23 protein-coding genes and 2 riboswitches are annotated in these 22495 nt (G+C 52.3%); of the genes, 17 read left to right on the forward strand and 6 right to left on the reverse strand.

All coding sequences use genetic code 11. The features are described 5' to 3' along the window. Window positions 1–4: 4 nt before the first annotated feature. The 3 genes from EDC14_RS08605 to ahbB are packed head-to-tail and all read left to right on the forward strand — an operon-like array spanning window position 5 to window position 1933. On the forward strand, window positions 5–1000 hold the full coding sequence (locus EDC14_RS08605; RefSeq protein ID WP_132013880.1) for a radical SAM/SPASM domain-containing protein: 996 nt from the start codon (window positions 5–7) through the stop codon (window positions 998–1000). Next, window positions 979–1470, forward strand: a complete 492-nt coding sequence (gene ahbA / locus EDC14_RS08610) for a siroheme decarboxylase subunit alpha (RefSeq protein WP_243662861.1) — start codon at window positions 979–981, stop codon at window positions 1468–1470. The genes EDC14_RS08605 and ahbA overlap by 22 nt, the downstream gene beginning before the upstream one ends. Next, window positions 1460–1933, forward strand: coding sequence for a siroheme decarboxylase subunit beta (ahbB, locus tag EDC14_RS08615; protein WP_132013881.1), 474 nt, complete (start codon window positions 1460–1462; stop codon window positions 1931–1933). Before ahbA ends, ahbB begins: the two co-directional genes overlap by 11 nt. 346 nt (window positions 1934–2279) lie before the next feature. Here the strand turns inward: ahbB and EDC14_RS08620 are convergent, their stop codons facing one another. Then, the gene (locus tag EDC14_RS08620; protein ID WP_132013882.1) at window positions 2280–2687 is read right to left on the reverse strand and encodes a C40 family peptidase; all 408 of its coding nucleotides are present in this window, start codon (window positions 2685–2687) and stop codon (window positions 2280–2282) included. A 577-nt stretch (window positions 2688–3264) separates the two neighbouring features. On the opposite strand from EDC14_RS08620, the gene EDC14_RS26715 reads away from it, so the two are divergent. The 4 genes from EDC14_RS26715 (at window position 3265) to EDC14_RS08630 (ending at window position 7096) form a co-directional block, all read left to right on the forward strand. Then, on the forward strand, window positions 3265–3432 hold the full coding sequence (locus tag EDC14_RS26715; protein ID WP_165907888.1) for a hypothetical protein: 168 nt from the start codon (window positions 3265–3267) through the stop codon (window positions 3430–3432). A 267-nt stretch (window positions 3433–3699) separates the two neighbouring features. Continuing rightward, window positions 3700–4962, forward strand: a complete 1263-nt coding sequence (locus tag EDC14_RS08625; RefSeq protein ID WP_132013883.1) for a S8 family peptidase — start codon at window positions 3700–3702, stop codon at window positions 4960–4962. A gap of 454 nt (window positions 4963–5416) precedes the next feature. Continuing rightward, window positions 5417–5542: a hypothetical protein gene (locus EDC14_RS27505; protein WP_279388738.1), complete on the forward strand. Its 126-nt coding sequence runs from the start codon at window positions 5417–5419 to the stop codon at window positions 5540–5542. A gap of 207 nt (window positions 5543–5749) precedes the next feature. Further along, window positions 5750–7096 carry a S8 family peptidase gene (locus tag EDC14_RS08630; protein WP_132013884.1) on the forward strand — a complete coding sequence of 449 codons (1347 nt, stop codon included), beginning with the start codon at window positions 5750–5752 and terminating at the stop codon, window positions 7094–7096. Window positions 7097–7718: 622 nt separating this feature from the next. Here the strand turns inward: EDC14_RS08630 and EDC14_RS26720 are convergent. Continuing rightward, window positions 7719–7883 (reverse strand): hypothetical protein, encoded by a 165-nt coding sequence (locus EDC14_RS26720; protein ID WP_165907896.1) that lies wholly within the window; start codon window positions 7881–7883, stop codon window positions 7719–7721. 400 nt (window positions 7884–8283) lie between these two features. Between EDC14_RS26720 and EDC14_RS08635 the strand changes: the two genes are divergently transcribed. Together EDC14_RS08635 and EDC14_RS08640 are read left to right on the forward strand one after the other, a co-directional pair. Next, a complete protein-coding gene (locus EDC14_RS08635; RefSeq protein ID WP_132013885.1) occupies window positions 8284–9609 on the forward strand; it encodes a S8 family serine peptidase in 1326 nt (441 codons plus the stop codon). Between the two features lie 521 nt (window positions 9610–10130). Further along, window positions 10131–10517 (forward strand): hypothetical protein, encoded by a 387-nt coding sequence (locus EDC14_RS08640; protein ID WP_132013886.1) that lies wholly within the window; start codon window positions 10131–10133, stop codon window positions 10515–10517. A gap of 42 nt (window positions 10518–10559) precedes the next feature. Here the strand turns inward: EDC14_RS08640 and EDC14_RS08645 are convergent, their stop codons facing one another. Continuing rightward, complete coding sequence (locus EDC14_RS08645) at window positions 10560–11450, reverse strand: patatin-like phospholipase family protein (protein WP_132013887.1); 891 nt, start codon at window positions 11448–11450, stop codon at window positions 10560–10562. Window positions 11451–11561: 111 nt separating this feature from the next. Between EDC14_RS08645 and EDC14_RS26725 the strand changes: the two genes are divergently transcribed. From EDC14_RS26725 to EDC14_RS08665, 5 genes are all read left to right on the forward strand, one after another. Beyond that, window positions 11562–11711 carry a hypothetical protein gene (locus EDC14_RS26725; RefSeq protein ID WP_165907897.1) on the forward strand — a complete coding sequence of 50 codons (150 nt, stop codon included), beginning with the start codon at window positions 11562–11564 and terminating at the stop codon, window positions 11709–11711. Window positions 11712–11801: 90 nt separating this feature from the next. Next, the gene (gene copZ, locus EDC14_RS08650) at window positions 11802–12017 is read left to right on the forward strand and encodes a copper chaperone CopZ (protein WP_132013888.1); all 216 of its coding nucleotides are present in this window, start codon (window positions 11802–11804) and stop codon (window positions 12015–12017) included. A gap of 72 nt (window positions 12018–12089) precedes the next feature. Next, a complete protein-coding gene (locus EDC14_RS08655) occupies window positions 12090–12791 on the forward strand; it encodes a response regulator transcription factor (RefSeq protein WP_132013889.1) in 702 nt (233 codons plus the stop codon). Further along, window positions 12784–14205, forward strand: a complete 1422-nt coding sequence (locus EDC14_RS08660; protein WP_243662862.1) for a sensor histidine kinase — start codon at window positions 12784–12786, stop codon at window positions 14203–14205. The genes EDC14_RS08655 and EDC14_RS08660 overlap by 8 nt, the downstream gene beginning before the upstream one ends. Before the next feature lie 111 nt (window positions 14206–14316). After that, on the forward strand, window positions 14317–14523 hold the full coding sequence (locus tag EDC14_RS08665) for a hypothetical protein (RefSeq protein ID WP_132013890.1): 207 nt from the start codon (window positions 14317–14319) through the stop codon (window positions 14521–14523). A 189-nt stretch (window positions 14524–14712) separates the two neighbouring features. Here the strand turns inward: EDC14_RS08665 and EDC14_RS08670 are convergent, their stop codons facing one another. Together EDC14_RS08670 and EDC14_RS08675 are read right to left on the reverse strand one after the other, a co-directional pair. Continuing rightward, on the reverse strand, window positions 14713–15486 hold the full coding sequence (locus EDC14_RS08670) for a tRNA threonylcarbamoyladenosine dehydratase (protein ID WP_132013891.1): 774 nt from the start codon (window positions 15484–15486) through the stop codon (window positions 14713–14715). 311 nt (window positions 15487–15797) lie between these two features. Next, the gene (locus EDC14_RS08675) at window positions 15798–17081 is read right to left on the reverse strand and encodes a homocysteine synthase (protein ID WP_132013892.1); all 1284 of its coding nucleotides are present in this window, start codon (window positions 17079–17081) and stop codon (window positions 15798–15800) included. A 137-nt stretch (window positions 17082–17218) separates the two neighbouring features. Continuing rightward, window positions 17219–17332, reverse strand: a riboswitch (SAM riboswitch). A 209-nt stretch (window positions 17333–17541) separates the two neighbouring features. Then, window positions 17542–17643, forward strand: a riboswitch (SAM riboswitch). Between the two features lie 72 nt (window positions 17644–17715). On the opposite strand from EDC14_RS08675, the gene metA reads away from it, so the two are divergent. Continuing rightward, window positions 17716–18633 carry a homoserine O-acetyltransferase MetA gene (gene metA, locus EDC14_RS08680; protein ID WP_132013893.1) on the forward strand — a complete coding sequence of 306 codons (918 nt, stop codon included), beginning with the start codon at window positions 17716–17718 and terminating at the stop codon, window positions 18631–18633. A gap of 171 nt (window positions 18634–18804) precedes the next feature. Continuing rightward, window positions 18805–19740, forward strand: a complete 936-nt coding sequence (gene cysK, locus EDC14_RS08685) for a cysteine synthase A (protein WP_132013894.1) — start codon at window positions 18805–18807, stop codon at window positions 19738–19740. A gap of 81 nt (window positions 19741–19821) precedes the next feature. On the opposite strand, the gene EDC14_RS08690 is transcribed toward cysK, so the two are convergent. Beyond that, a complete protein-coding gene (locus EDC14_RS08690; RefSeq protein ID WP_132013895.1) occupies window positions 19822–20268 on the reverse strand; it encodes an RrF2 family transcriptional regulator in 447 nt (148 codons plus the stop codon). A 314-nt stretch (window positions 20269–20582) separates the two neighbouring features. On the opposite strand from EDC14_RS08690, the gene EDC14_RS08695 reads away from it, so the two are divergent. Then, window positions 20583–22436: a MutS family DNA mismatch repair protein gene (locus EDC14_RS08695; RefSeq protein ID WP_132013896.1), complete on the forward strand. Its 1854-nt coding sequence runs from the start codon at window positions 20583–20585 to the stop codon at window positions 22434–22436. Window positions 22437–22495 lie beyond the last annotated feature (59 nt).

The raw sequence follows: 22495 nt of genomic DNA on the forward strand, positions 1-22495 counted from the left end.
AGCGATGCTGATATCATGGAATGTGACCCGGGAATGCAATCTATTCTGTCGCCATTGCTACCGGGAGTCGGGACCGGGCCGCCGCCATCCGCAGGAGTTGACCACCGCCGAAGGGTTGAAGTTGCTGGATCAGATCAAATCCGCCGGGTTTAAACTGGTCATCTTCAGCGGCGGAGAACCGCTATTGCGGGAGGATCTCTTGGAGTTGACCGCTTACGCTTCACAGATCGGCTTGCGTCCGGTGCTCGGGACCAACGGTATGCTGCTGGAGGCGGATCTGGCGCGCCAATTGCGGGAATCGGGAGTCAGTGGAGTTGCCGTCAGCCTGGACAGCGATTCTCCCGAGTATCACGATCGGTTCCGTAATTGCCCGGGCGCTTGGGACGGAGCGGTTCGAGGAATTCACAATGCAGTGGGGGCGGGATTGCGGGTCCAGGTCAACATGACGCTTACGGAGGCCAATCTAGATCGCTTTGCTGCGACCGTCGACCGGGTTTCCGGTTGGGGAGTCCGGGCCTTGCATCCGTTCTTCCTGGTTCCGACCGGCCGGGGCCGTGATCTGGCGGACGAAACCTTGCAGCGGGAAAGGTATTTCGAAATGATTCGGACCGTCCTGGCGAAGCAGCATGAGGCGGCGATCGAGTTGAAGCCCACCTGCGCGCCACAATTTTTACCGATGGCCAAGGAGATGGGGTTGCCGATGCGTTTTAGCCGCGGTTGCCTCGCCGGGACCGCCTATTGTTGCATCCTCCCCAATGGCGATGTCCATATTTGCCCTTATCTTCCCGTCAAGGTCGGCAATGTCCGGGAAGAAAACTTCGACATCATCTGGCGGGAGAGCGCGGTCTTTGCGCAACTGCGGGATTTCCAAGCCTACGAGGGAAGGTGTGGCCGGTGCCCCGAGATAGCCAGTTGCGGCGGGTGCCGGGCCAGAGCTTACTATTACCATGACCGGAACTATCTGGCGGAGGAACCTTGGTGTTATCGCGGTGCGGTTTGAAGATGGATGCGATCGACCGGAAATTGTTAAACAGGGTTCAGGCTGGCCTGCCCTTGACCGAGCAACCTTTTCACGAGGTGGCGGAGGAGTTGGGGATTGCGCCCGACGAAGTCATTCAGCGGTTGACAGCTTTAAAAGAAAAGGGTTTCATCCGCCGCTTCGGCGGGTTATTTAACTCTCGCAGGCTCGGATACAGCAGTACCTTATTGGCAATGGCCGTGCCGGAAGAACGTTTGGATGAGGTAGCCGCCGTTATCAACAGTTTCCCGGGAGTGACCCACAACTACCGCCGCCAGAACCGGCTCAACATCTGGTTTACCCTGGCCACGCGGGATCCTTCGGAAAAAGAGGTTATTTTGGGTAGTATCCGGTTCCAGACCGGATTGGAGCCAATGGAGTTTCCCGCGGAGCGAATATTCAAACTGAATGTTTTTTTCGATCTGGAGAGGAGTTCCGCCGATGCACCTTGACCTCACGGATGAACTTCTGATTCGAGAGATTCAGCGGGATATTCCGTTGAATCTGGATCCCTACGCGACGATTGCCGAGAAGATCGGGTGTTCCAAGGAGGAAGTCATTGCACGGCTGCGGACGATGCGGCAAGAAGGGAGCTTGCGTCGGATCGGAGCGGTCCTGCATCACCAGGTTTCCGGCTTTACGGTCAATGCCATGCTAGTATGTAAGGTATCCGCCGGATTGGTTTTAGCGGCGGGCCAACAACTGGCCGGATTGCCCGAGGTCAGCCATTGCTATCAACGGCGGCCTCAGCCGGATTGGCCGTATAACCTCTACGCCATGATGCATCACCGGACACGCTCCGAAATTGAGCAAGCAGTGGCTGGTTTTGTCGGCGCGTTCGGTATTGAAGAATACGAGCTGCTGTATAGCATCGAAGAATTAAAAAAAACCAGCCTGGTTTATTTTGAATCGTAGTTTCCATAAAAAACAGCCCGAGATCTTCGGGCCTTTTTTTAGTTCATTCTCAACGGTCCTAGTGACTAAGAGATTCTTTGCAAGACTTTGATCAATTCGTCACTGACATCCCGGTCTGCTATCAGAGACAATACAACCAAAAAATTTTTTAAAAGTTCCCTGTCGATCCGCGTTTTTGGCCCCATTAGCATTGAAAAACGTTGTAAGAGTTCAAGTTTTTCCGTGTCCAAAGTGGTTCCTCCTTTGGTTTTCTTGGTATTATTCTATTCGTCGTAAGTCACGGTGGAACTGGAACATTGTCCTATGTTCCGTTCGGAGGAAATCCGAACACACTGAAAAGTTCGATTTACGCGAACCGGCGTACTCCGACCAACCTGCGTCGCCAGATCCAGTTCATTGGAGTTAAATGAACTCGCGTATTCTGCAAAACATGGATGAATTGATGTTCATCCACCATGATCCCGCCGTGCGAAATATAGTGGCCGATACGGAAATAGACGAAGTCCAGCGGTTGAATCTCATGGAAGGATACTTCCCGGCCGACTTTTTGAATACCCCGCAAATATCGTTCAGGATCCTCGTATACCCATTTTGAGGAATATTCCCGGCCATCTCCGTCGGGAATCTTGATTCCGAAATCTTGATAGAACAAGTACGCCAGTCCCAGGCAATCGAGTCCGGTAAGATCCCTTCCGGCGTTACGGTAAGGAATCCCTATGTATTTGCGGGTGATCTCGGCGATCTTAGGGTCCATAGCATATCATCCTTTATCTTTTTAAGCTTTCTGTATATCATATGTATCGCTTGGCTTCAAAGCTCAAAAGCGGCAGTCCCGGTTTGAAAAGGTGCTCAAATAATATAATGGTCCGGGTTGTCCCCCGTGCTCATATATCAAAACAACAGTTAAAGTACTGAATTCATGATCCAAGCAATAGAGAGCTAGGCCAATGTCAGATGTTACAAAAATAACATAAGCCCAATCGCCATGATGAAAAGTGATCATATACTGTATTAACAAAGGCTTCATCGCAGAGCAAAGAATCGTTTTGGGAGGGAATTTTCATGCCGGATATTGAATGTGGTGGTTTCGGAGGCGGCTGGGGTATCGCGTTTTTGGTTTTCTTAATCTTAATTCTTCTGGTCGTCGGATTTAGTGTGGGTGGTTGGTTCTAAAGTGTCAATATTGCTAAAAGTCCGGATGCCCCGGGCTTTTTATTACTTTTGGAAGCATGAGATATTGGCCGGTTCCGACTTGGTGTAATGAGTAATATGCTATTGAATGAAGGGGTTAATCGTGATTAATCTCTAAAGATGGCAGGAGGTGCTGAACGATGGGAGCGTATCCAGCTGCAAAAAAGACCAGCGTAGCCGTAGCGCCGGCAGCCCCTGTTTCCCCGGCTTATGATGGGGGTTGGTTTTGCGGCCTTGGACTTGCCTTTTTACTGTTTTTAATCCTGGTGTTGTTGGTTGTAGGATTTGGCTTTTTAGGCTTTTGGTAAATCATATTTTTTGAATATTGCAAGGTACGATATAACATAATAGGGATTCACGGAGCCCGGAGCGATCCGGGCGCTATTATTTTTAGAAAACCTTGGAATCATTAGAGTTTCGACAACGGATCATGATGCCTTCGGACGGGGAATTCATGCTTTCCTTCCAGAAACAACCCGGGAAATTGATAATATAATATGCTATATATATCGTATATTGAGATGCTTGAGGAGGATTGCGATATATATTTCTAAAGACGATTGGAGGTGAACTATTTGCCTCAACGATTATTGCATAAACTTTCCACAACGCTAAAAAAACCGGAGTTCGCCCAAGATCCCGGCCAAACCCATCGGGTCATCGTAGAATGCCAAAGTAGGGGTGCGGATCGGATTTCAAATTATGTTCAAGATAACCAGGGCCGAGTTCATAAAGAATTAAAGGTGTTCCCCGCATTAGTGGTTGAACTGTCCTATGAAGCAATCCAGGATTTAACCGTGTCCAATCAGGTGAAGAGGATCTGGTATGATAGTAGAGTACAGGCTTTACTGAATGTCGCCGTTCCGGTAATGGGCGGGATGAAAGCCCAAGAATCCGGTTTTACTGGCAAAGGAATGACTGCAGCGATCATTGATACCGGAATTTACCCTCATCCCGATCTTGCCTCTCCGGAAAATCGGATTATCGGCTGGAACGATCTGGTGAATGGAAAAACAGAACCCTATGACGATAACGGGCATGGAACCCATGTAGCAGGAATTATCGCTGGAAATGGCAGAGCATCCAACGGCCGGTATAAAGGCGTGGCGCCCGAAGCCAGTCTGGTCGGGGTCAAAGCGCTGGATGATTCCGGATCTGGCAATACTTCCGATATCATTACCGCGTTGGAATGGTGCATTGATAATCGAGCCCAATATAACATCAAAGCCATTAATATGTCGCTCGGTTCCGCAGCGCAAGATTCTTACCGGTCTGATCCGCTGTGTCGGGCCGTAACGGCCGCTTGGAACAGTGGAATGGTGGTTTGTGTGGCCGCAGGAAATAGTGGACCCGACGCCCAAACCATTAATTCTCCCGGAATTACTCCGACAGTGCTTACCATCGGCAATTTCGATGACAAAAGAACAATCGATCCTGCGGACGATCAGCTCAGCGAATCGTCTAGTCGGGGCCCAACGATTGACAATATCGCAAAACCGGATATCCTGGCTCCGGGAACGGGAATTGTCTCGTTGCGGGTCCCTATGGGTTACCGGGCACTAACCGGAACATCGATGGCCACTGGCTTTGCTACAGGCTCAGCTCTATTAGTGCTGGAAAAGAATCCATCTTTCCGGCCAAATCAAGTAAAACAGGAATTGGCGCGGAATGCCCGTAACATGAATTTGGAAACCACAATGCAAGGTGCGGGAGCCCTTCAGCTTAATGGCTTGTTTGAAGAATCATCAGGCAAATCGGCGCGATTCTCACTTGAAAATTTAGGGCAATATGCGCCATACGCCATGTTAATGTTGATTCCGGTGTTATTCGGATTCTAATGAATGGGAAGGATATTCGTGTGGCGACAGTCATTCCGAACAGCAGTACGTATCGAAGGCAGTTCGACATTATGCTGTAATAATTGAGTATTTTTAATTGACATCGTCGCCGGAAGAAAGGTAACATTGTTTCATTTGCCTAATTCCGCGGTCTAAGGCGGTTCATATAATGTATTACAGGGATAACCAAGAGCCATCAAGCTCGGTTACTCGAAAGGAGTGAATCGAAATGGCAGATCTTAAAGCTCTGTTTGACGGTATTGGAGGATGGGGCATCGGTATTGCCTTCTTACTCTTCTTGATTCTGGTATTGTTAGTCGTTGGCTTTGCTTTTTGGGGTGGCTGGTAGGCTGCCAAAATTACGGGAATCAGCTCTTAATCAAGGACGTTGATTACAACGATTTAAAGGGACAATCGGGCCTCAGGCTCGGTTATTCGAAAGGAGTGAATTTGAATGGCCGATTTAAAAGCTTTGTTTGACGGCTGCGGAGGATGGGGCATTGGTATTGCCTTCTTGCTCTTCTTGATTCTCGTCTTATTAGTGGTTGGTTTCGCTTTCTGGGGTGGCGGCGTTTGGTAAACCGCTTTTATCAATGCAATATAAAGCCTGCTATAAACCGTCTATTTTAACCCAGGGTATTTGCCCTGGGTTTTATCTTTGTATAGCCAATTCTTGGAATCGCTTCGTGCCTTAGGCAATACATTTGGAGTTCATGCCTTTATTCCAGTAACAACCAGGAACAAAGGAATATAATGATTATTGACAATGTGACAGGAGGTGAAAAGATTGCCTCTTCAATTCAGTTGGTCCGACAAACTGTCTTCGCAATTACGGCAAGCCACGACAGGCAAGACCCCGGATTCTGTAGTCCGTTGCATTGCGGAGGTTGTTTCGTCAAAAACCGACCGCCTCCTCGGCTGGGTAGAGGCCGCCGGGGGAAGATTGCATCATCGGATGAATCTGATGCCGGCTTTGGTTATTGATCTACCGTATGCTTCATTAGAAGAATTCGCTCATTTCTCACAGGTATCGCGCGTTTGGCAAGATCTTCCTGTCCAGGCGATGCTGGATGTGACGATCCCGGCTATCGGAGCAGCATCTACCCGACAATTAGGATTCAGTGGCGCCGGAATTGTCGTAGCCGTACTGGATACAGGCATTTTTCCCCATGAAGATTTGACCACGCCGTATAATCGAATTCTAGCTTGGAACGATCTATTGAATGGGCGGCGCTCACCGTACGATGACAATGGTCACGGTACTCATGTAGCCGGGATCATCGCCGGCAATGGGAGTTCTTTCGCGGGAAAATATTGCGGGGTTGCTCCGGAAGCGCGGCTGGTCGGAATAAAAGTGCTTGATGAATATGGCAATGGTTGGACCTCCGATGTAATCTCGGGGATTGAATGGTGCATTCAAAATCAGCGAACGTTAAACATCAAGGTACTCAACTTATCATTGGGCGGCATTCCACAAGCCGATAGCCGTTGGGATCCGTTATCCAGAGCAACGACCGGAGCCTGGCAACGGGGCATCGTCGTTTGCGCCGCCAATGGAAACGGGGGGCTGAAGCAGGGAACGGTTTACTCCCCGGCGCTCAATCGCAGAATTATTCGTGTTGGCAATATCGATGATCAGCAGACGCTGGTCTTAGAGAATAACTCGTCTTTGCAGGCGAATAGCATTGCAACGGTCTTAGCTCAGGAGAAACTCCCCGATCTCGTCGCTCCCGGCAGTGAAATTACCTCACTTAAGGTAGATGGAGGATATACCGAATTATCCGGATCCTCCATGGCAACCCCGTTGGTTGCGGGGGCAGCCGCTTTAATCCTCCAAAAATGGCCGCAACTCAAGCCAGATCAAGTAAAGATGCTGATGATCAAACGTTCGCGCGACTTAGGCTTGGGTAGAGCACTTCAAGGATTTGGCGCACTCGACTTGGAAAAGATTTTCGGTCGTCCCCGGACCCGAGAACCAAAGACGGCTCAACCCTTGGAGCAGATGGCCGGAGAATTTTTGTTCAAAACCTTGCTTGGTTTGTTATCCCAACGCTCCTCGTCAACGAATGATTCATCTCCGAAAGGAAATGAGTTCCTGAAGACGATCTTGTCCATATTCAACAACTTACAGTAATAAAAGGCTAGGCTCAGGATTTTTGATTTGTTCCTTTGGAATAGTGCATTTTAGAATAAATTACATAAAATGAACCATCTAGACTCAAGGAATAAAATTTACTTTTCCCATCGGCTATTGAATAGGAACCTTGAACTTTTCATAGCCAAAAATAAAAATGGAGGTGTTTTTCATGGCAGATGCAAAAATTGAAGGATTATTCGGTGGAAACTGGTGGATCTGGATTATCCTCTTTTTTATCATCATTCTGCTTTTTGATGGCGGCGGAGGATTCTAAAAGATTAACGTAAAAGTTAGCCCGGGGAAACCCGGGCTTTTTGAACTGTATGGAATACCGATTTACTACCGCCAATTACCGGTTTGGTTATTCTGAAAGGAGCCTCCGATGATATTTAGTCCGGAAAACTTAGTGATTGACTTATTGTGGCTGCTTTTCGTTTTCTTAATTTTTTTGGCGCGGTTCAGTGGATTATTGGGATTCCAGTCTGTGTTTGATCCGGCTCAGCCGAGTTGAAGGGCGCATGGCCGGGATAGTTTGAATTTTTTAAAAAATCGTGAATCCCTGCTGGCCGGGCCATTTAAACGGTATCTTTTGGGATTGCCGCCCTCGGGTGCAATTGATTTATAAAAACATCATGAGCTGCCGGATTTTATTCTCAACTTCCTGATCGTTCAAGGATGATATTCCCAGTAAACATTTTTGGATAAAGGTTCGGTCAATCCCGGGAATATTCCCTACCTTGGCATAGATTTTATCTGCGTAACGATTAATATCTTCGTTAACCATACACAAAGCCTCCTTTCGGAATCTATCAATTATTTGAGCCTGAATAAAAGCCACTCCATACTCTCGATTCCGTCCTAAAAGGGGGAATCCCTGGGATAGGTTTTTTCGGGCGATGAACGATGAGCATGGAAAAGCATACCGAATTAACATTCAGTCGTTATATATTATTCCGGCATGGATGTTTTGGTAAGCTGTCATATCGGCAATTGCATCTCCGAAACGGTTTAACAGGAGGGTAAGTTTATTCCGGAGGAATGGAGGAAAATTACAACACCCTATACATCGTCTTTTTTTTCAATAATATAATGTAGCGACCGATTCAAGAGGGTCAGCAAGCTCTTCTGGAAAGCACTCATGCCAAACGAAATACCGCCGGGGAAGGCAGGTTGGAGGTGGGAATATGTTTAGCGGGTATAACTGGGAGGAAAAGCTGTCGCCCGCACTTCGGAGAGCAACCGCAACCAGTAATGAACGATGCCGCATCATTGTTGAAATTGCCGATCACAATCCGAATATGGTTGCTGCAATCGTTGCCCAGCATCATGGCAGGGTCGTCCGAGAGATCGGATTGCTTTCGTCATGGGTGGTGGAGGTGCCCCGCTCGGCGCTGCCCCAATTGGCCCAACTGAAGCAGGTAAAAAAGATTTGGGACGACCCCGAAGTGAAGACCAAATCCTTGGGAATGAGTCCGCCGGTCCGGGAGATACCATCCCTGGGATTTGGGTTAACCGGCAAAGGAGTTACCGTGGCGATCCTTGATACCGGTATCGCAGCGCATCCCGACTTATCCGGACCGGAGAATCCGATTGTAGGATGGGTGGATCTGGTTCAGCAACGGCCCGCTCCTTATGATGATCATGGGCACGGCACCCATATGGCTGGAATCATTGCCGGAAACGGACGAAGCTCCCGGGGGAAGTGGACCGGTCTGGCGCCCAATGCCAAACTGGTCGGCGTGAAAGTTTTGAATCGGCGCGGCATCGGGAGTATGGCGACATTGGTCGCCGGAGTGGAATGGTGCATCCGAAACCAAGCGCTGTATCAGATCCGCTTAATCAATCTGTCCTGCGGCGCGACTCCCGCGGCGGATGCCGACTGGGGGCCGTTGCGACAGGCATTGAATTGGGCCTGGCGAAAGGGGATCATCGTCTGTTGTGCCTGGAACGATAACCCGGGTTGGAATGGAAGTATCAAAGGAATTCGCGTCGGCACCAATCCTTTAATCCAATCCGATCTGATATTGCCGGAGATGGCAGTGACTTCTTTACGGCCGTTGCAGGGTTATCGCACGTTCTCCGGAGCGTCGGTCGCGACGGCATTGGCGACCGGGATGGCCGCGCAAATCTTGGAGCAATGGCCTTATCTCGGGCCGGGACAGGTAAAATTGCTGCTGTCAAAGCATATCGGGAAAATAGACTGGACCGCCGGGCCGACCGAACGGCTCGACCGGCAATTCCGGACGCCGGCCATTCCGAACTGGATGAGCACTACTATCGGTGGAGCCGGTGAATCCTTGGCGAGAATGGCTTCGCAAATTGTCGCGGCGGGAACCGCCGCTGGAGAAGGCTACCTTTGGATCAACCCGTTCAGTCTATTTTTAATTCTCATCCTGCTCATCTTCAGCTTTACGAGTCCTGATCCAAAAACCAACCCTTTTGTCTATTTTCTCATTCTCATCTTACTAATCTTTAGTTTTGAGCCAAGGTTGGCCTTGATCGAAAGCTAATCCAGTCCATCAAGATTCACTCAAAGACTACCGGAATGATTGGCCACTTGAAGGTGGAGCGATAGGCCGCTGGGTATCAGTGGCCTAAATTCGATCATCCATATGGGGATGAGAACGACTGGCTTTTGAATGGGACTATCGCCGGATCTGGCGGGGGTGGCAACACAATCTCTCCGGTCCGAAATATACTGCTGATATAGATGTTCACCCAAAGATTTGCCCTATTGAATGGAGTTCAACCGATTTCTTGATCATACACGGAGCGAATTTTCATCCGGCGCTATAACGGATGAAAAAATTGGACTGCAGTTTTTGGACTCTATCGTTTGGAGGAAGCTCTGTTTTGTAAGATAGTAAGCCGGGAGAGTGAGCCCTTTGCCGTTACGGGAAGACGTTCAACACGATATTTTTTTAATCTTGATGACCGCACTCTTCATTTTAATGGCGCTCGGAATCGGGAAACCCCCCGCCGTCACGCCGGGACCGATTGTGATACCATAAAGGTTTAAGGGGAGAGGCCTGTGTTCTCTGGAGATGATTTGGAAGATTTTTTCAAGCAGATCTTGAACCAACTGAATCCGGCTATGAATAATTCAACCGCTGAAAAAAATGCCAAACCATGCAAGGATAAAGGCAAACCAGGCGTTCCCCCGGACGATTTGGAAAAAGATTTCAAAAATCGTTGCTTGTCCGTAAATCCTTCCAACCTGATTGTTATCGCTTCTCTCTTAACCGGAGCATTGACGGTCGATTCCCTATTGGTCGATAAACAGCAGACAGTTCAGGTGGTGCTGACTGGAACTTTGCGGCGTAAAACGCAACTGGACAAGATGGTGGAACAGATTGTCAAGTTGCCCGCTGAACAAGTGATTGAGGCGATTCTTAATGCGATGGGGATTGTCACCTAGCAGCTAAAAGGCACCAATCACACTACGATGTCAGGGGAGGCTTCAGCGAAAGACCCGGGGACTCACCGCCGCTTGCTGGCCGTGTTGAAAATACTCCCGGATAAGCTTGGGAGAGAAGCTCAAGCCGCCGGTGGGCAGCGGTTGCTTTGGGGCGACCAGAATGATCCGGGTATTCTGCGGCCGCGGCAACATGGACATCCTTTGGTTGACTTTATTGACGACGCGCAGATCGTTACTGCCGATCTCCGCATTGAGGATGTCAAGGATTCTTTTCACGATGGCTAAGGTGTTGTTGAACTGGCGGAACGGAGGAAAGATCGGTTCCAGGTCGGAGTTGATGGGATAGGTGGTGATGACCACGATCTCTTGCGGCGCTTCCTTGACCACCACGCTGAGCGGCGTCAGATCCCGCGTGCCGCCGTCCACCCAATGTTTGCCGCGGATGATCACCGGAGGAAAGTACACCGGAATGCTGGCGCTGGCCAGGACGAAACGCTCCATCTCCAGGCAATCGGCTTCCTTGCCGCTGTCCGCATAGTATAGCTCCCCGTCTTCCAGGGCGACCGCCGGAATCATCAGCCTTTTTCCGGTCCGTAACTTTTCCGGTCGAATCAGGGAATGGATCAACCGCTTCAACCCGACCGGGCTGAACAATGCGCCGCCAAATAACAGGTTCAACAGGCCAAAACGGTTTCTCCGGTAAATGTCGCGGCTGCCGGAGAGCGTAAACCATTTGGCGGCTAAGGTTTGGATTCCTTCAGCCTGTTCCGACCAGCTGGCGCCTTGTGCCAAAAAAGCCGCGTTAATCGCCCCGACGCTGGTGCCACAGAAAAGATCGAAATCCAATTGTTGCTGGTGGATTAATTGTTGCAACGCTCCGACTTCGAAGGCGCCCTTGCCGCCACCGCCGGATAAAACCAAAGCCCGTGTCAATCATCTCACCCCTTGTTATAATACGGGCTTCCGGCTTTGCGAGCACCGCGACGGAAGGCATAATATTGCGTTCCAACAGCCTTTTGGGCCGATGGTATCACGGGATGCCGGATGCAGGAACTGGATATCAAAAAAGAATTTCTCCGGCGGATCTTCATCAGATCTTCACATTTCCATTTTATAATGGGAGGGAAAACCGGCAACACCGCAGCTGGGGCCGGGATTTTGTGGGATAAGCCCGCTCCGGGCGGCGAAAAATAGATCGGATCCCCGGGCGGCGGCGAAACTGCCTTAAGCGCTTTGCAGAATGGCCGGTTTGGTTTATAATGAATCCAAAAGGAGGCAGAGTACATGGCTCAGGAAGTAACGACTTTAAAGGTGGAAGGAATGTCTTGCCAACATTGCGTGAAGAGCGTCAAGCAGGCGGTCGGCGCGCTGGCGGGAGTCTCCGGCGTGGAAGTCGATCTGGCGGCGGGGCAAGTGACTGTGAATTATGACGGGGACCGGGTTCAATTGACAGCGATCCGGGAAGCCATCGAAGAGCAAGGATACGACGTCAAGTCGTGATAAACTCCCCCTCCTTAAAGAGGGGGTTCCTCTTCGTACGAGAAACACCACCATCAAAAAGCGGGGTTTGGAATGGCAAGCGAGATGAGACGGATCCTGGTAGTGGATGATGAACCCAAGATCGTCGAAGTTGTCAAATCATATCTGGAAAACTCGGGTTATCAGGTCGGCGAGGCGGCCGGTGGCCAGCAGGCCCTCGATCTCTTCGGCCGGTTTCACCCGTCGCTGGTCATCCTGGACCTGATGCTGCCGGATATCCCGGGAGAAGAGGTCTGCCGGCGGTTACGGCGGATCTCGCGGGTGCCCATTATCATGCTCACCGCGAAGGTGGACGAGGCCGACTTTTTGAACGGTCTGCAGATCGGGGCCGATGACTATGTTACCAAACCGTTCAGTCCCAGGCAACTGGTGGCCCGGGTCGAGGCGGTGCTGCGCCGGACCGATCCCGACAGCCTGCCTCTGGCCAATCTGCTTTCTTTCCGCGACGGTGACCTGGAGATCGATAGCCTGACGCGTGTGGTGCGCAAGAACGGAGCGGCAGTGAATCTGACTCCCAACGAGTATAAGATCTTACTGACCCTGGTGAAGTATCCCCGCAAGACTTTTACCCGGGAAGAACTGGTCTTCATGGCGTTGGGCGAGGATTACGACGGTTTCGACCGGACCATCGATACCCACATCAAGAATTTGCGGCAGAAAATCGAATCCGACCCCAAAAATCCCGGCTATGTGATCACGGTTCACGGGGTCGGATACCGATTTGGCGGTGAATGACGTGATTAGCCTGCGCTGGAAACTGTCTTTATCCTATGTTCTGGTGGCCATCAGCGTCGTTTGCCTGGTCAGTCTGGCCGCGAACTTTCTCTTGGAACGGCAGTTCCGCGACTATGTCAAAGAGCGGCAAGAGGAGCGGAACCGCCAGACTGTGGCGTTGCTCGCCCGCCAGTATCAGGCCCCCGGAGTCTGGAAGGAAACCACCGTGCAGGCCATCGGCATCAACGCCCTGGAGCAGGGAATGATCGTAAAGGTCAGGGATGCCGGGGGAGAAGTAATCTGGGACGCCACCCGGCACAACAATGGGCTCTGCCAGCAGATGCTGTCGCACATGGCCAGGAATATGTCCAGCCGTTACCCCAACTGGAACGGCGGTTATACCGTGGCCCGTTATTCCGCCAAAAATCAATTTCAAACCGTCGGTTCGGTAGAGATTGGATATTACGGACCGTTTTTTTATACCGATACCGACCTGGCCTTTATCAACACTTTGAACCGGATCCTCTTGGGAGTGACCGTCTGCACTTTATTGGTCGCCCTGGTGGTCGGGGTCGCGATGGCCCGGAGCGTCAGCGCGCCCATTTCCCGGGTGATCGAGACCACCGGGCGGATTGCCGAGGGCCGCTATGAACAACGGGTCGAGCACCGCACCGACATCAAGGAGTTGCATCAGTTGACCGGAGCCATCAATGGCCTGGCCGATTCCCTTCAAAAACAGGAGCTGCTCCGGAAACGGCTCTCGGCGGACGTGGCCCACGAGCTCCGGACCCCGCTGGCGACGGTCCAGAGCCATTTGGAAGCGATGATCGACGGGATCTGGGCGGCCGACCCGTCCCGCTTGAAAAGTTGCCATGAGGAGATCCTGCGGCTCAGCCGAATGGTTCAGGACCTTCATAAACTCTCCAAATATGAGGGGGAGGATCTCAAACTGGAGCGGACCCGGTTTGATCTGGGAGAACTGGCCCGGGCCATTGTTTTGAATTTTGAGCATGAGTTCAAGAATAAATCCGTGGCGCTGGAGCTGCGGACCGGCCCGATCCCGGCCCCGGTCCTCGCCGATCGCGACAAGCTCAGTCAGGTCCTGGTGAATCTGCTGGCCAACGCGCTGAAGTTCACGCCTGCGGGCGGGCGGGTGGAAATGGTCATCGCCCCACAGCAGAGGGGCGTCCAAATGGTACTCCGCGATACCGGGATCGGGATCGCCGCCGCGGATCTGCCGAATATCTTCGAGCGTTTTTACCGCGCCGATCCCTCGCGCAACCGTCTCTCGGGCGGCTCCGGCATCGGATTGGCCATCGTCAAGGCGATCGTCGACGCCCATCAGGGGACCGTCACGGTGGAGAGCCAACCCGGCAGGGGATCGACATTCACGGTCTTTATCCCGGCGGCGCCATCGCCGCAAGACAGGGAATAATCCCGGAACGGATAGGGCACGATGGACGATTTGACATGAGGGCCGAAGAGAGGCGGCGCGGGTTCATCCTCATGAAAATCGGGACCGCCCAACGGATTTGCATGCCTGCAAATGGGAAAAGCGATCTCGCCAATTGAATTTGCATGGGGACAAATTGTAAATTCACTCGCGCCAATTGAATTTGCAGGATGGAAAATTGCAAATTCACGCCGGCAGATCGGATTTGTAAGAGGAGAAATTGAAAATTCCAGCCGGGAAATTCAATTGGCGAAATTTCAAATCGAAAAATCCATCATTAAAATTAAATTTACGGGATAATTTGATAAAAATGTGGCGGGATAAAATTGGATTTCCGGAAATTATCATGAAAGGCTCCGAATCTGAAATCGAAAGCCGCTGCGAAGCCGGGCCATTGCCAATCCACGAAAAAACCGCTTGCCAAAGATGGGAAAGCGGTTTTTGCGATATCCAATCATTCTCGTTCAGCCGGACCGGTTGGCAGGATGTTTATTCCGCCAGCAGATCTTGGATCACGGCTCCCGCCATCATTAGGCCGGCGATCGGCGGCAGGTAGGAGGTGCTGCCGGGAATCTGGCGCCGCTTGGTGCAGTTGTAAACCTGATCGTCGCGGTGGGGGCAGATGCAGCCGCCGTGACAGGTGAGAACATCGCCGCGGGGTTCCACCGGTTGTTCCGTGGAGTAGACCACTTTGACGCCGTCGGTGATCCCCTGCTCGCGCAGGGCTTTCCGGACCGCCTTGGCCAACGGACAGGTGTGGGTCCGGCTGATGTCGCAGATGGTTAGGGCCAGCGGATCGAATTTGTTCCCGGTCCCCATGGCGGAGATCACCGGAATCCCCTGTTCGCGGCAGTGGCGAATCAGCGCCACTTTCGAGGAGACGGTATCGATGGCATCCACCACGTAAGAGATCCGGCCATGCAGGATAGTCTCCATGTTTTCCGGGGTTACGAACTCTTTCCAGGTGACGACCACTGCCTCGGGGTTGATGGCTTTCACCCGTTCGGCCATGACTTCCACCTTGGAACGGCCGTAGTTGCCATGAACCGCATGAAGCTGGCGGTTAGTGTTGGTGAGGCAGATCTCGTCGTAGTCGGCCAGGATCAACCAGCCGACTCCGGCACGGGCTAGCGCTTCGACGGTATATGAGCCGACGCCGCCCAGTCCGATCACGGCGACCCGCGCGGTGTTGAGCTTGGCTAATTTTTCCGCTCCGACCAGGAGTTCGAAACGGCTAAAACGGTGTTGCTTAGGTTCTGACATCCTATCCTCCTTGGGAAACAAGCGGCCCGGGCCGTCCCGGATGGCCTCCACCATTCCGGGCCCGGCGTGCTGCCATTTTCCCTGCAAGTTTCGTTTGAATCACTAAAATTATATATGGCGAAGCTCCCGCTGTCAAAGTGAAATATCATCCGGATTATTCTGGCCCGATGGACCCTGTTTTATGGACGGGCCGCGACTGGTTCCCGGGGCGGAACCCCGGCGCTTGAAAAAGCCTTCATAAACTGCGGCATGAAAAAGACCCGGAGATGAGAGCTCCGGGTCCTCGGGCGAGGCTTGGCTCGGCAGCGGGCTCAGGCTTGGGCGAGCGCCTGGTCGATATCGGCGATGATGTCGGCGCCATGCTCAATTCCGACCGACAGCCGGATGAAGTCGGGCGTCACTCCCGTGGCCAGTTGTTCCGCTTCGGACAACTGCTGGTGCGTGGTTGAAGCCGGATGGATCACCAGCGACTTGGCGTCGCCGATGTTGGCCAGGTGCGAGAGGAGCTTGACATGATTGATGAAACGCACGCCCGCCTCCTTGCCGCCTTTCACGCCGAATCCGATGAGGGCGCCGGCGCCCTGCGGCAAGTATTTTTGCGCCTTCTGATATTGCGGGCTGTCCGGCAGCCCCGGGTAGTTGACCCAGGAGACTTTGGGGTGCTCTTTGAGGAACGTCGCGACTTTCAAGGCATTTTCGCTGTGGCGCGGCATCCGCAGGTGTAACGTCTCCAGGCCTTGCAAGAATAAGAAAGAATTAAAGGGCGAGGGCGCGGGCCCCAGATCGCGCAGCAGCGTGACGCGGGCCTTCAGAATATAGGCGATGTTGCCGATGGGCTTGAGCGCTTCCACGAAATTGATCCCATGGTAGCTCGGGTCGGGCTCGGCGATCAGCGGGAATTTGCCGTTCGTCCAGTCGAATTTTCCGGAATCGACGATGACGCCGCCGATGGAAGTGCCATGGCCGCCGATGAACTTGGTGGCGGAGTAAACCACGATATCCACGCCGTGTTCGATCGGGCGAATCAGGTAGGGAGTGGAGGTATTATCCACGATAAACGGCAGGCCATGCCGGTGCGCGATCTCCGCCACCGCTTCGAAATCCAGGACATCCAGCTTCGGATTGCCGATGGATTCGCCGTAAATGGCTTTGGTCTTTTCGGTGATGGCTTTTTCGAAGTTCTGCGGATCGCTGGAATCGACGAACTTGACGGTGATTCCAAGCCGCGCCAATGTGTAATGGAATAGGTTATAGGTGCCGCCGTAAAGATTGTCGGCGGAGACGATCTCATCGCCGGTCTGGGCGATGTTTAAAATCGCCAGCGAGATCGCGGCCTGGCCCGAGGCCACCGCCAAGGCGCCGACGCCGCCGTCCAGCGCGGCAAGGCGTTTTTCGAAAACATCGGAGGTGGGATTCATCAGCCGGGTGTAGATATTGCCGAACTCCTTCAGGCCGAAAAGATTGGCGGCATGTTCGGTATCTTTGAATTGGTACGATGAGGTCTGATAGATCGGCACCGCCCGCGCTCCGGTGGTCGGATCGGCCTCTTGGCCGCCGTGTACCGCGAGAGTTTCCCAGTGATAATTGTTGGACATGGATAATTCCTCCTTCGTAATGAGTCGATGGCCGTTCAAATCGTGGGGTTTGGCAGGGAGCTGACGAGGGCTGGCTTCTAGTTCTTCCCAAAAATAAAAACCCCCTTTGTCAAGAAAGGGGGTAGCTTTTTTAAACCCCCTTATCTTTCGAAACTTGCTCAGTTTCGCTGGAATTGGCACCATGTCGTCTGGATATCACGATGGTTGCCGAGGCATCTTCGGGCCAGTCCCTCCACCTCTCTGGATAAGGTATTCTAATCTTGTCAATTCCTATAAATTTAATAGGAATATTTTGTATATACTATATTATAAGCCGGATGAAGTGTCAAGTAAAATTTTTGCATGCAGCGGATGGGAAAACCCGCTGGCGTCCGCCCAAAAACTTGGCGGAAGTTTCGAATTTAACTTGACTAATGATATGGCAATACTTATAATTTTGATCAATAATCATAAGCAAGCGCTCTTATCCAGAGAGGGGAAGGGAAAGGCCCGATGATCCCTCGGCAACCGGCGGCAGCGTCGCGCGGTGCCAATTCCTACAGGGAAACCTGGGAGATGAGAGGAACGAGCCAACCAAGCCTCTTCCTTTCGGAAGAGGTTTTTTTGCGAATACTACTTTCAAGGAGGTCTTTCCATGCCCATCAAAATCCCGGACAATTTGCCGGCTACCGAGACGCTGACGAATGAGAACATCTTCGTCATGCCGGAGGACCGCGCATTTCATCAGGACATCCGGCCGCTGCGGATCGCGATCCTGAACCTGATGCCTACCAAGATCACCACGGAGACGCAGTTGTTGCGGCTGCTCGGCAATTCGCCGCTGCAGGTCGACATCACCCTGTTGTTTCCCGAAAGCCATCAGTCCAAAAATACCGCTCCGGAACATTTGGAAGCTTTTTATAAAACCTTTCGGGAAGTACAGGACCAGAAGTTTGACGGAATGGTCATTACGGGCGCTCCGGTCGAGCAGCTGGATTTCGAAGAAGTGACCTACTGGGAAGAGTTGGGCCAAATCATGGAATGGACCAAGCACCACGTCTTTTCTACGCTGCATATCTGTTGGGCGGCGCAAGCCGGTCTGTTTTACCACTACGGAGTGCCCAAGTATCCGCTGGCCAGCAAAATGTTCGGGGTCTTCAGCCACCGCGTTACCAAGCAGTATGTAAAATTGCTGCGCGGCTTCGACGACTGTTTTTTGGCGCCCCACTCCCGCCATACCGAGGTGCGCCGGGAAGACATCCTGAAGGTGCCCGAATTGGAAATCCTGGCCGAATCGGAGCAAGCGGGAACCTATATTGTCGCCAGTAAAGACGGCCGCCGGATCTTTGTCACCGGCCACGCCGAGTATGATCCCTTGACCTTGAAGTGGGAATACGACCGGGACGTCGCGAAGGGCATGACCGTCAGTATCCCCCGGAACTATTATCCCAATGATGATCCCAGCCAGCCGCCGATCGTGCGCTGGCGGGGCCATGCGAATCTTTTATTCACCAATTGGCTGAATTACTATGTGTATCAGGAGACTCCCTACGATCTCAATGCAATTGAGTGAGCTGACATTGACAACTCCGGTAGGAAAAATTATGATGGCTATAGTAAGATGAAAAAAGTCTTTGATCAACCATCTGATGAATTAGGGAAAATAGGTCGCAATCCATTGGAGTGTTCAATGCGACATATCTTCCAGCAATGAATACTTCGAATACTTCAGGGAGGGATTATGATGGCGAAGATTGCCTGCAGCCTGATCGACCTGATCGGCAATACGCCGCTGCTGGAATTGGCCAATTATAACCGCGCGCACGGATTGGAAGCGAAACTCGTTGCCAAGCTCGAATATTTTAATCCGGCGGGCAGTGTCAAAGACCGGATCGGAGCGGCCATGATCCGGGATGCCGAAGAACGGGGCGTTTTAAAACGAGGCTCGGTGATCATCGAGCCGACCAGCGGCAATACCGGGATCGGCCTTGCCATGGTGGCGGCGGCCAAAGGATACCGGTTAATTCTGACCATGCCGGAGACGATGAGCATCGAACGGCGGAATCTTCTGAAAGCGCTGGGTGCGGAGGTGGTCCTGACTCCCGGACCCGAAGGCATGAAAGGCGCGATCCGCAAGTCCGAGGAGTTAGCCGCGGAAATACCGGACTCCTTCATTCCGCAACAGTTCAAGAACCCGGCGAACCCCGCGGTTCACCGCCGGACCACTGCGGAGGAGATCTGGCGAGACAGCGACGGCCAGGTCGATATTTTTGTAGGGGGCGTCGGCACGGGCGGCACCGTCACCGGAGTCGGGGAAGTCCTAAAAGAGCGGAAACCCGGCCTTCAAGTTATCGCAGTGGAACCTTTCAATTCCCCGGTTCTGTCGGGAGGAACCCCGGGTCCGCATATGCTGCAAGGAATCGGCGCCGGATTTGTGCCGGATATCTTGAATCGTTCGATTATCGATGAGATCTATCCAGTGAAAAACGAGGAAGCCTTCCATACTGTCCGGCAACTGGCCAAGACTGAAGGGTTGCTGGTGGGAATCTCTTCCGGGGCGGCGGCTTGCGCGGCGACCGCCATCGCCAAGCGGCCGGAGAACCGGGGCAAGACCATTATTGTACTCCTGCCGGATACGGGAGAACGCTATTTGTCGACCACTTTGTTTCAGTCGGAATAACTGTAGAAAAGCCTTATCGAAACACGAGGCCGTCCCTGCATCAAGGACGGCCTCGTGTTTATTTTGCTGCGCGCGATAGAGTCAGATATAATACATTACGTTGACCTTGTTGGATACCGCGCGATCGGCCAGGTCTTGGAGAGAGGTTCCGTCGAGGAAGCGATCGATAGTCTCCTTGAATTCTTGCCAAAATTGCCGGGTTATACAGTTCTTCTCCCGCTCGCACTGCTTGGAAAACGGCGCGGATTCAACACACAGAACCGGCGCGATCGGCCCTTCCAACGCCCGTAATACGTCGCCGACAGTAATTTCCGTCGCCTTTTTAACCAACTCGTAGCCTCCTTGAGCGCCGCGGGAGGCCCGCACCAGACCAGCCTTGCGGAGACTGGTAAAAACCTGTTCCAAATAGGATTCGGAGATTTCCTGGCGTTCGGCGATGACCCGCAAGGCCAAAGGACCTTCCTGATTATGCATCGCTAAGTCAACCATGGCTCTTAACCCATAACGTCCGCGCGTGGAAATTTGCATGTTAACTCCTTTTATTGAGAGAATGCTGATGATTGAGAAGCCGTGTGATAAAGTCTTTCAAATCAGAAATCCTCTTACGAAAAGGCTTTAAACGACTTTATCACTTTTTCAAGCAATCGCTGTGACCCTGCCGGCTTTCTAGCCGGGTTTATCACAGCTCTTTTAGGGAATACCTATCAATTTAATTAGGATTAATTTTAATGTATCATAAAAATCATGCTATTTCAAGAAATAACCCAAACTAGGAATAAAGCACAACCGGGTGGCAGGGTTTTCCATCGGCGGCGCCGAATTGGGAGTGGAAACGAATTAAGTTGATACGTTGGAACGGTTCGAAAATCGGCAATGAGGTGACAATTTTGCGGGAGTCTTTTAAAAATTATGAACGGAGAAGTCGGGCTTACCAAAAGTGCGCAGCCAAGGCGGAGACGGCGTTCAACCGCTGGTATCGCTGGAAAATTTTCATCTTTTGGGGCGGCCTGTTCCTTTTGGGGCTGGCGTTTATGGTCAAGAGTTTTCCCATGGGCGGCGCGGCGCTGGTTTTGGGGATATTCCTCTTTATTGCGGTGGATGTTTGGCAGGTCAAGGCCATGACCCGGCAGCGCCTGGCCGGCGCTTTGGAGACGATCAACGCCAATTGTTGCAAACGGTTGAACGGCGAATGGAGCGGTTTTCAGGATCAAGGAGCCGATTTTCAGACGGAAGACCACCAATTTGCCGGCGATTTGGATGTTTTTGGCCCGGATTCGTTGTTTCAATGGTTGAATACTGCCGGAACGTTTCACGGCAGGAGGCAATTGGCGCGTTGGTTGACCCATCCTCCCGAGTCCGGGGCGGTAATTCGCGAGCGGCAAGAGGCCGTCACGGAACTGGCCGGCCATCTTGGCTGGCGCCAGCGGCTGATGGCCGAAGCGGTATATCTGGCCGATCTGAAACGGGATCCGGAAACGTTGATCGCCTGGGCCAATGACCGGCATTCACTGGCCGATCTGCCGTGGTTATGGTCTGCGGTGCGGCTATTGCCGATCGTGACGGCTGTCTTCCTGATCACGGCCTATCTTTTGAAGATCTCCTTTTATCTTCCCGGCGCCGTCATCCTGCTTCAATATCTGTTGCTCCGGTATCGCCGCCGCGAGCGGGAGAGCATCCTGGAACGGATCGCTCCCTACCATCAGCAACTTCAAAGCTATGCCAAGCTATTCGAGGTGATGGAGTCACGCCGTTTTCAGTCTTCGTTTCTGGTGCGCTTGCAGACCGAGATCCGGTCCAAAGGCAGGCCGGTATACCGTCAGATTCAGCGGTTGGCCAAGATTGCCGATGCCGTATCCAATCGGCACAATGCCTTTTATTTCTTTCTCAATGTGCTGACGCTCTGGGATTACCAATGTTTCTTCGCCCTGGCGGACTGGAAGGAGCGGTCGGGAAGCCGTCTGCGCCGTTGGTTCGAGGTGCTCGGCGAGATGGAAGCCCTCGCCTCGCTGGCGGTGGTCCGGTATGATCATCCCGCATGGGCGATACCCGGTATTCTGGAAGGGGAGCCGGTTTATCTGGCGCTGGAACTCGGCCATCCATTGCTTCCGGAAAACCGGGTTTGCAATGATCTGGTGCTCAACCGGCCCTCCGGGGTTCTCCTGGTCACCGGATCAAATATGTCGGGAAAGAGCACGTTTCTACGAACCGCCGGGATCAATCTGATTTTGGCCTATGCCGGTTCTCCCGTCTGTGCCCGCGAACTGACCTGTTCCTTGATGGAAATGCATACCTGCATGCGGGTCGGCGATAATTTGAGCCGGCATATTTCCAGCTTTTATGCGGAAGTTTTGCGGGTGAAACAGATTGTCGATGCCGCAGCTGCCGGCCACAAGGTCTTTTTTCTGCTGGATGAGATCTTTAAAGGAACCAATTCCAAGGACCGCCATACCGGAGCGCGGATTTTGATTAAGAAACTGAGCCGGGCCGGGGCGATTGGAATGGTCTCCACCCACGATTTGGAGCTGGCCGATTTGGAAGAGGAGACCGGGGGAAGAATTAAAAACTGCCATTTTCAGGAGCAGTACCGGGAGCACGAGATTTTATTCGATTTTAAGCTCCGGCCGGGGGTTTCCACAACCCGCAATGCACTTTACCTGCTCCGGGCAGCCGGGATTACTGTCGACGATCCGGAGTGAGCGGATATTCCGGACCGACTTGCAATCCATTCCAAATCATCATTTGGAATAAATATCAT

Source organism: Hydrogenispora ethanolica, assembly GCF_004340685.1.
In the GTDB taxonomy this organism is placed as follows: Bacteria; Bacillota; UBA4882; order UBA8346; family UBA8346; genus Hydrogenispora; species Hydrogenispora ethanolica.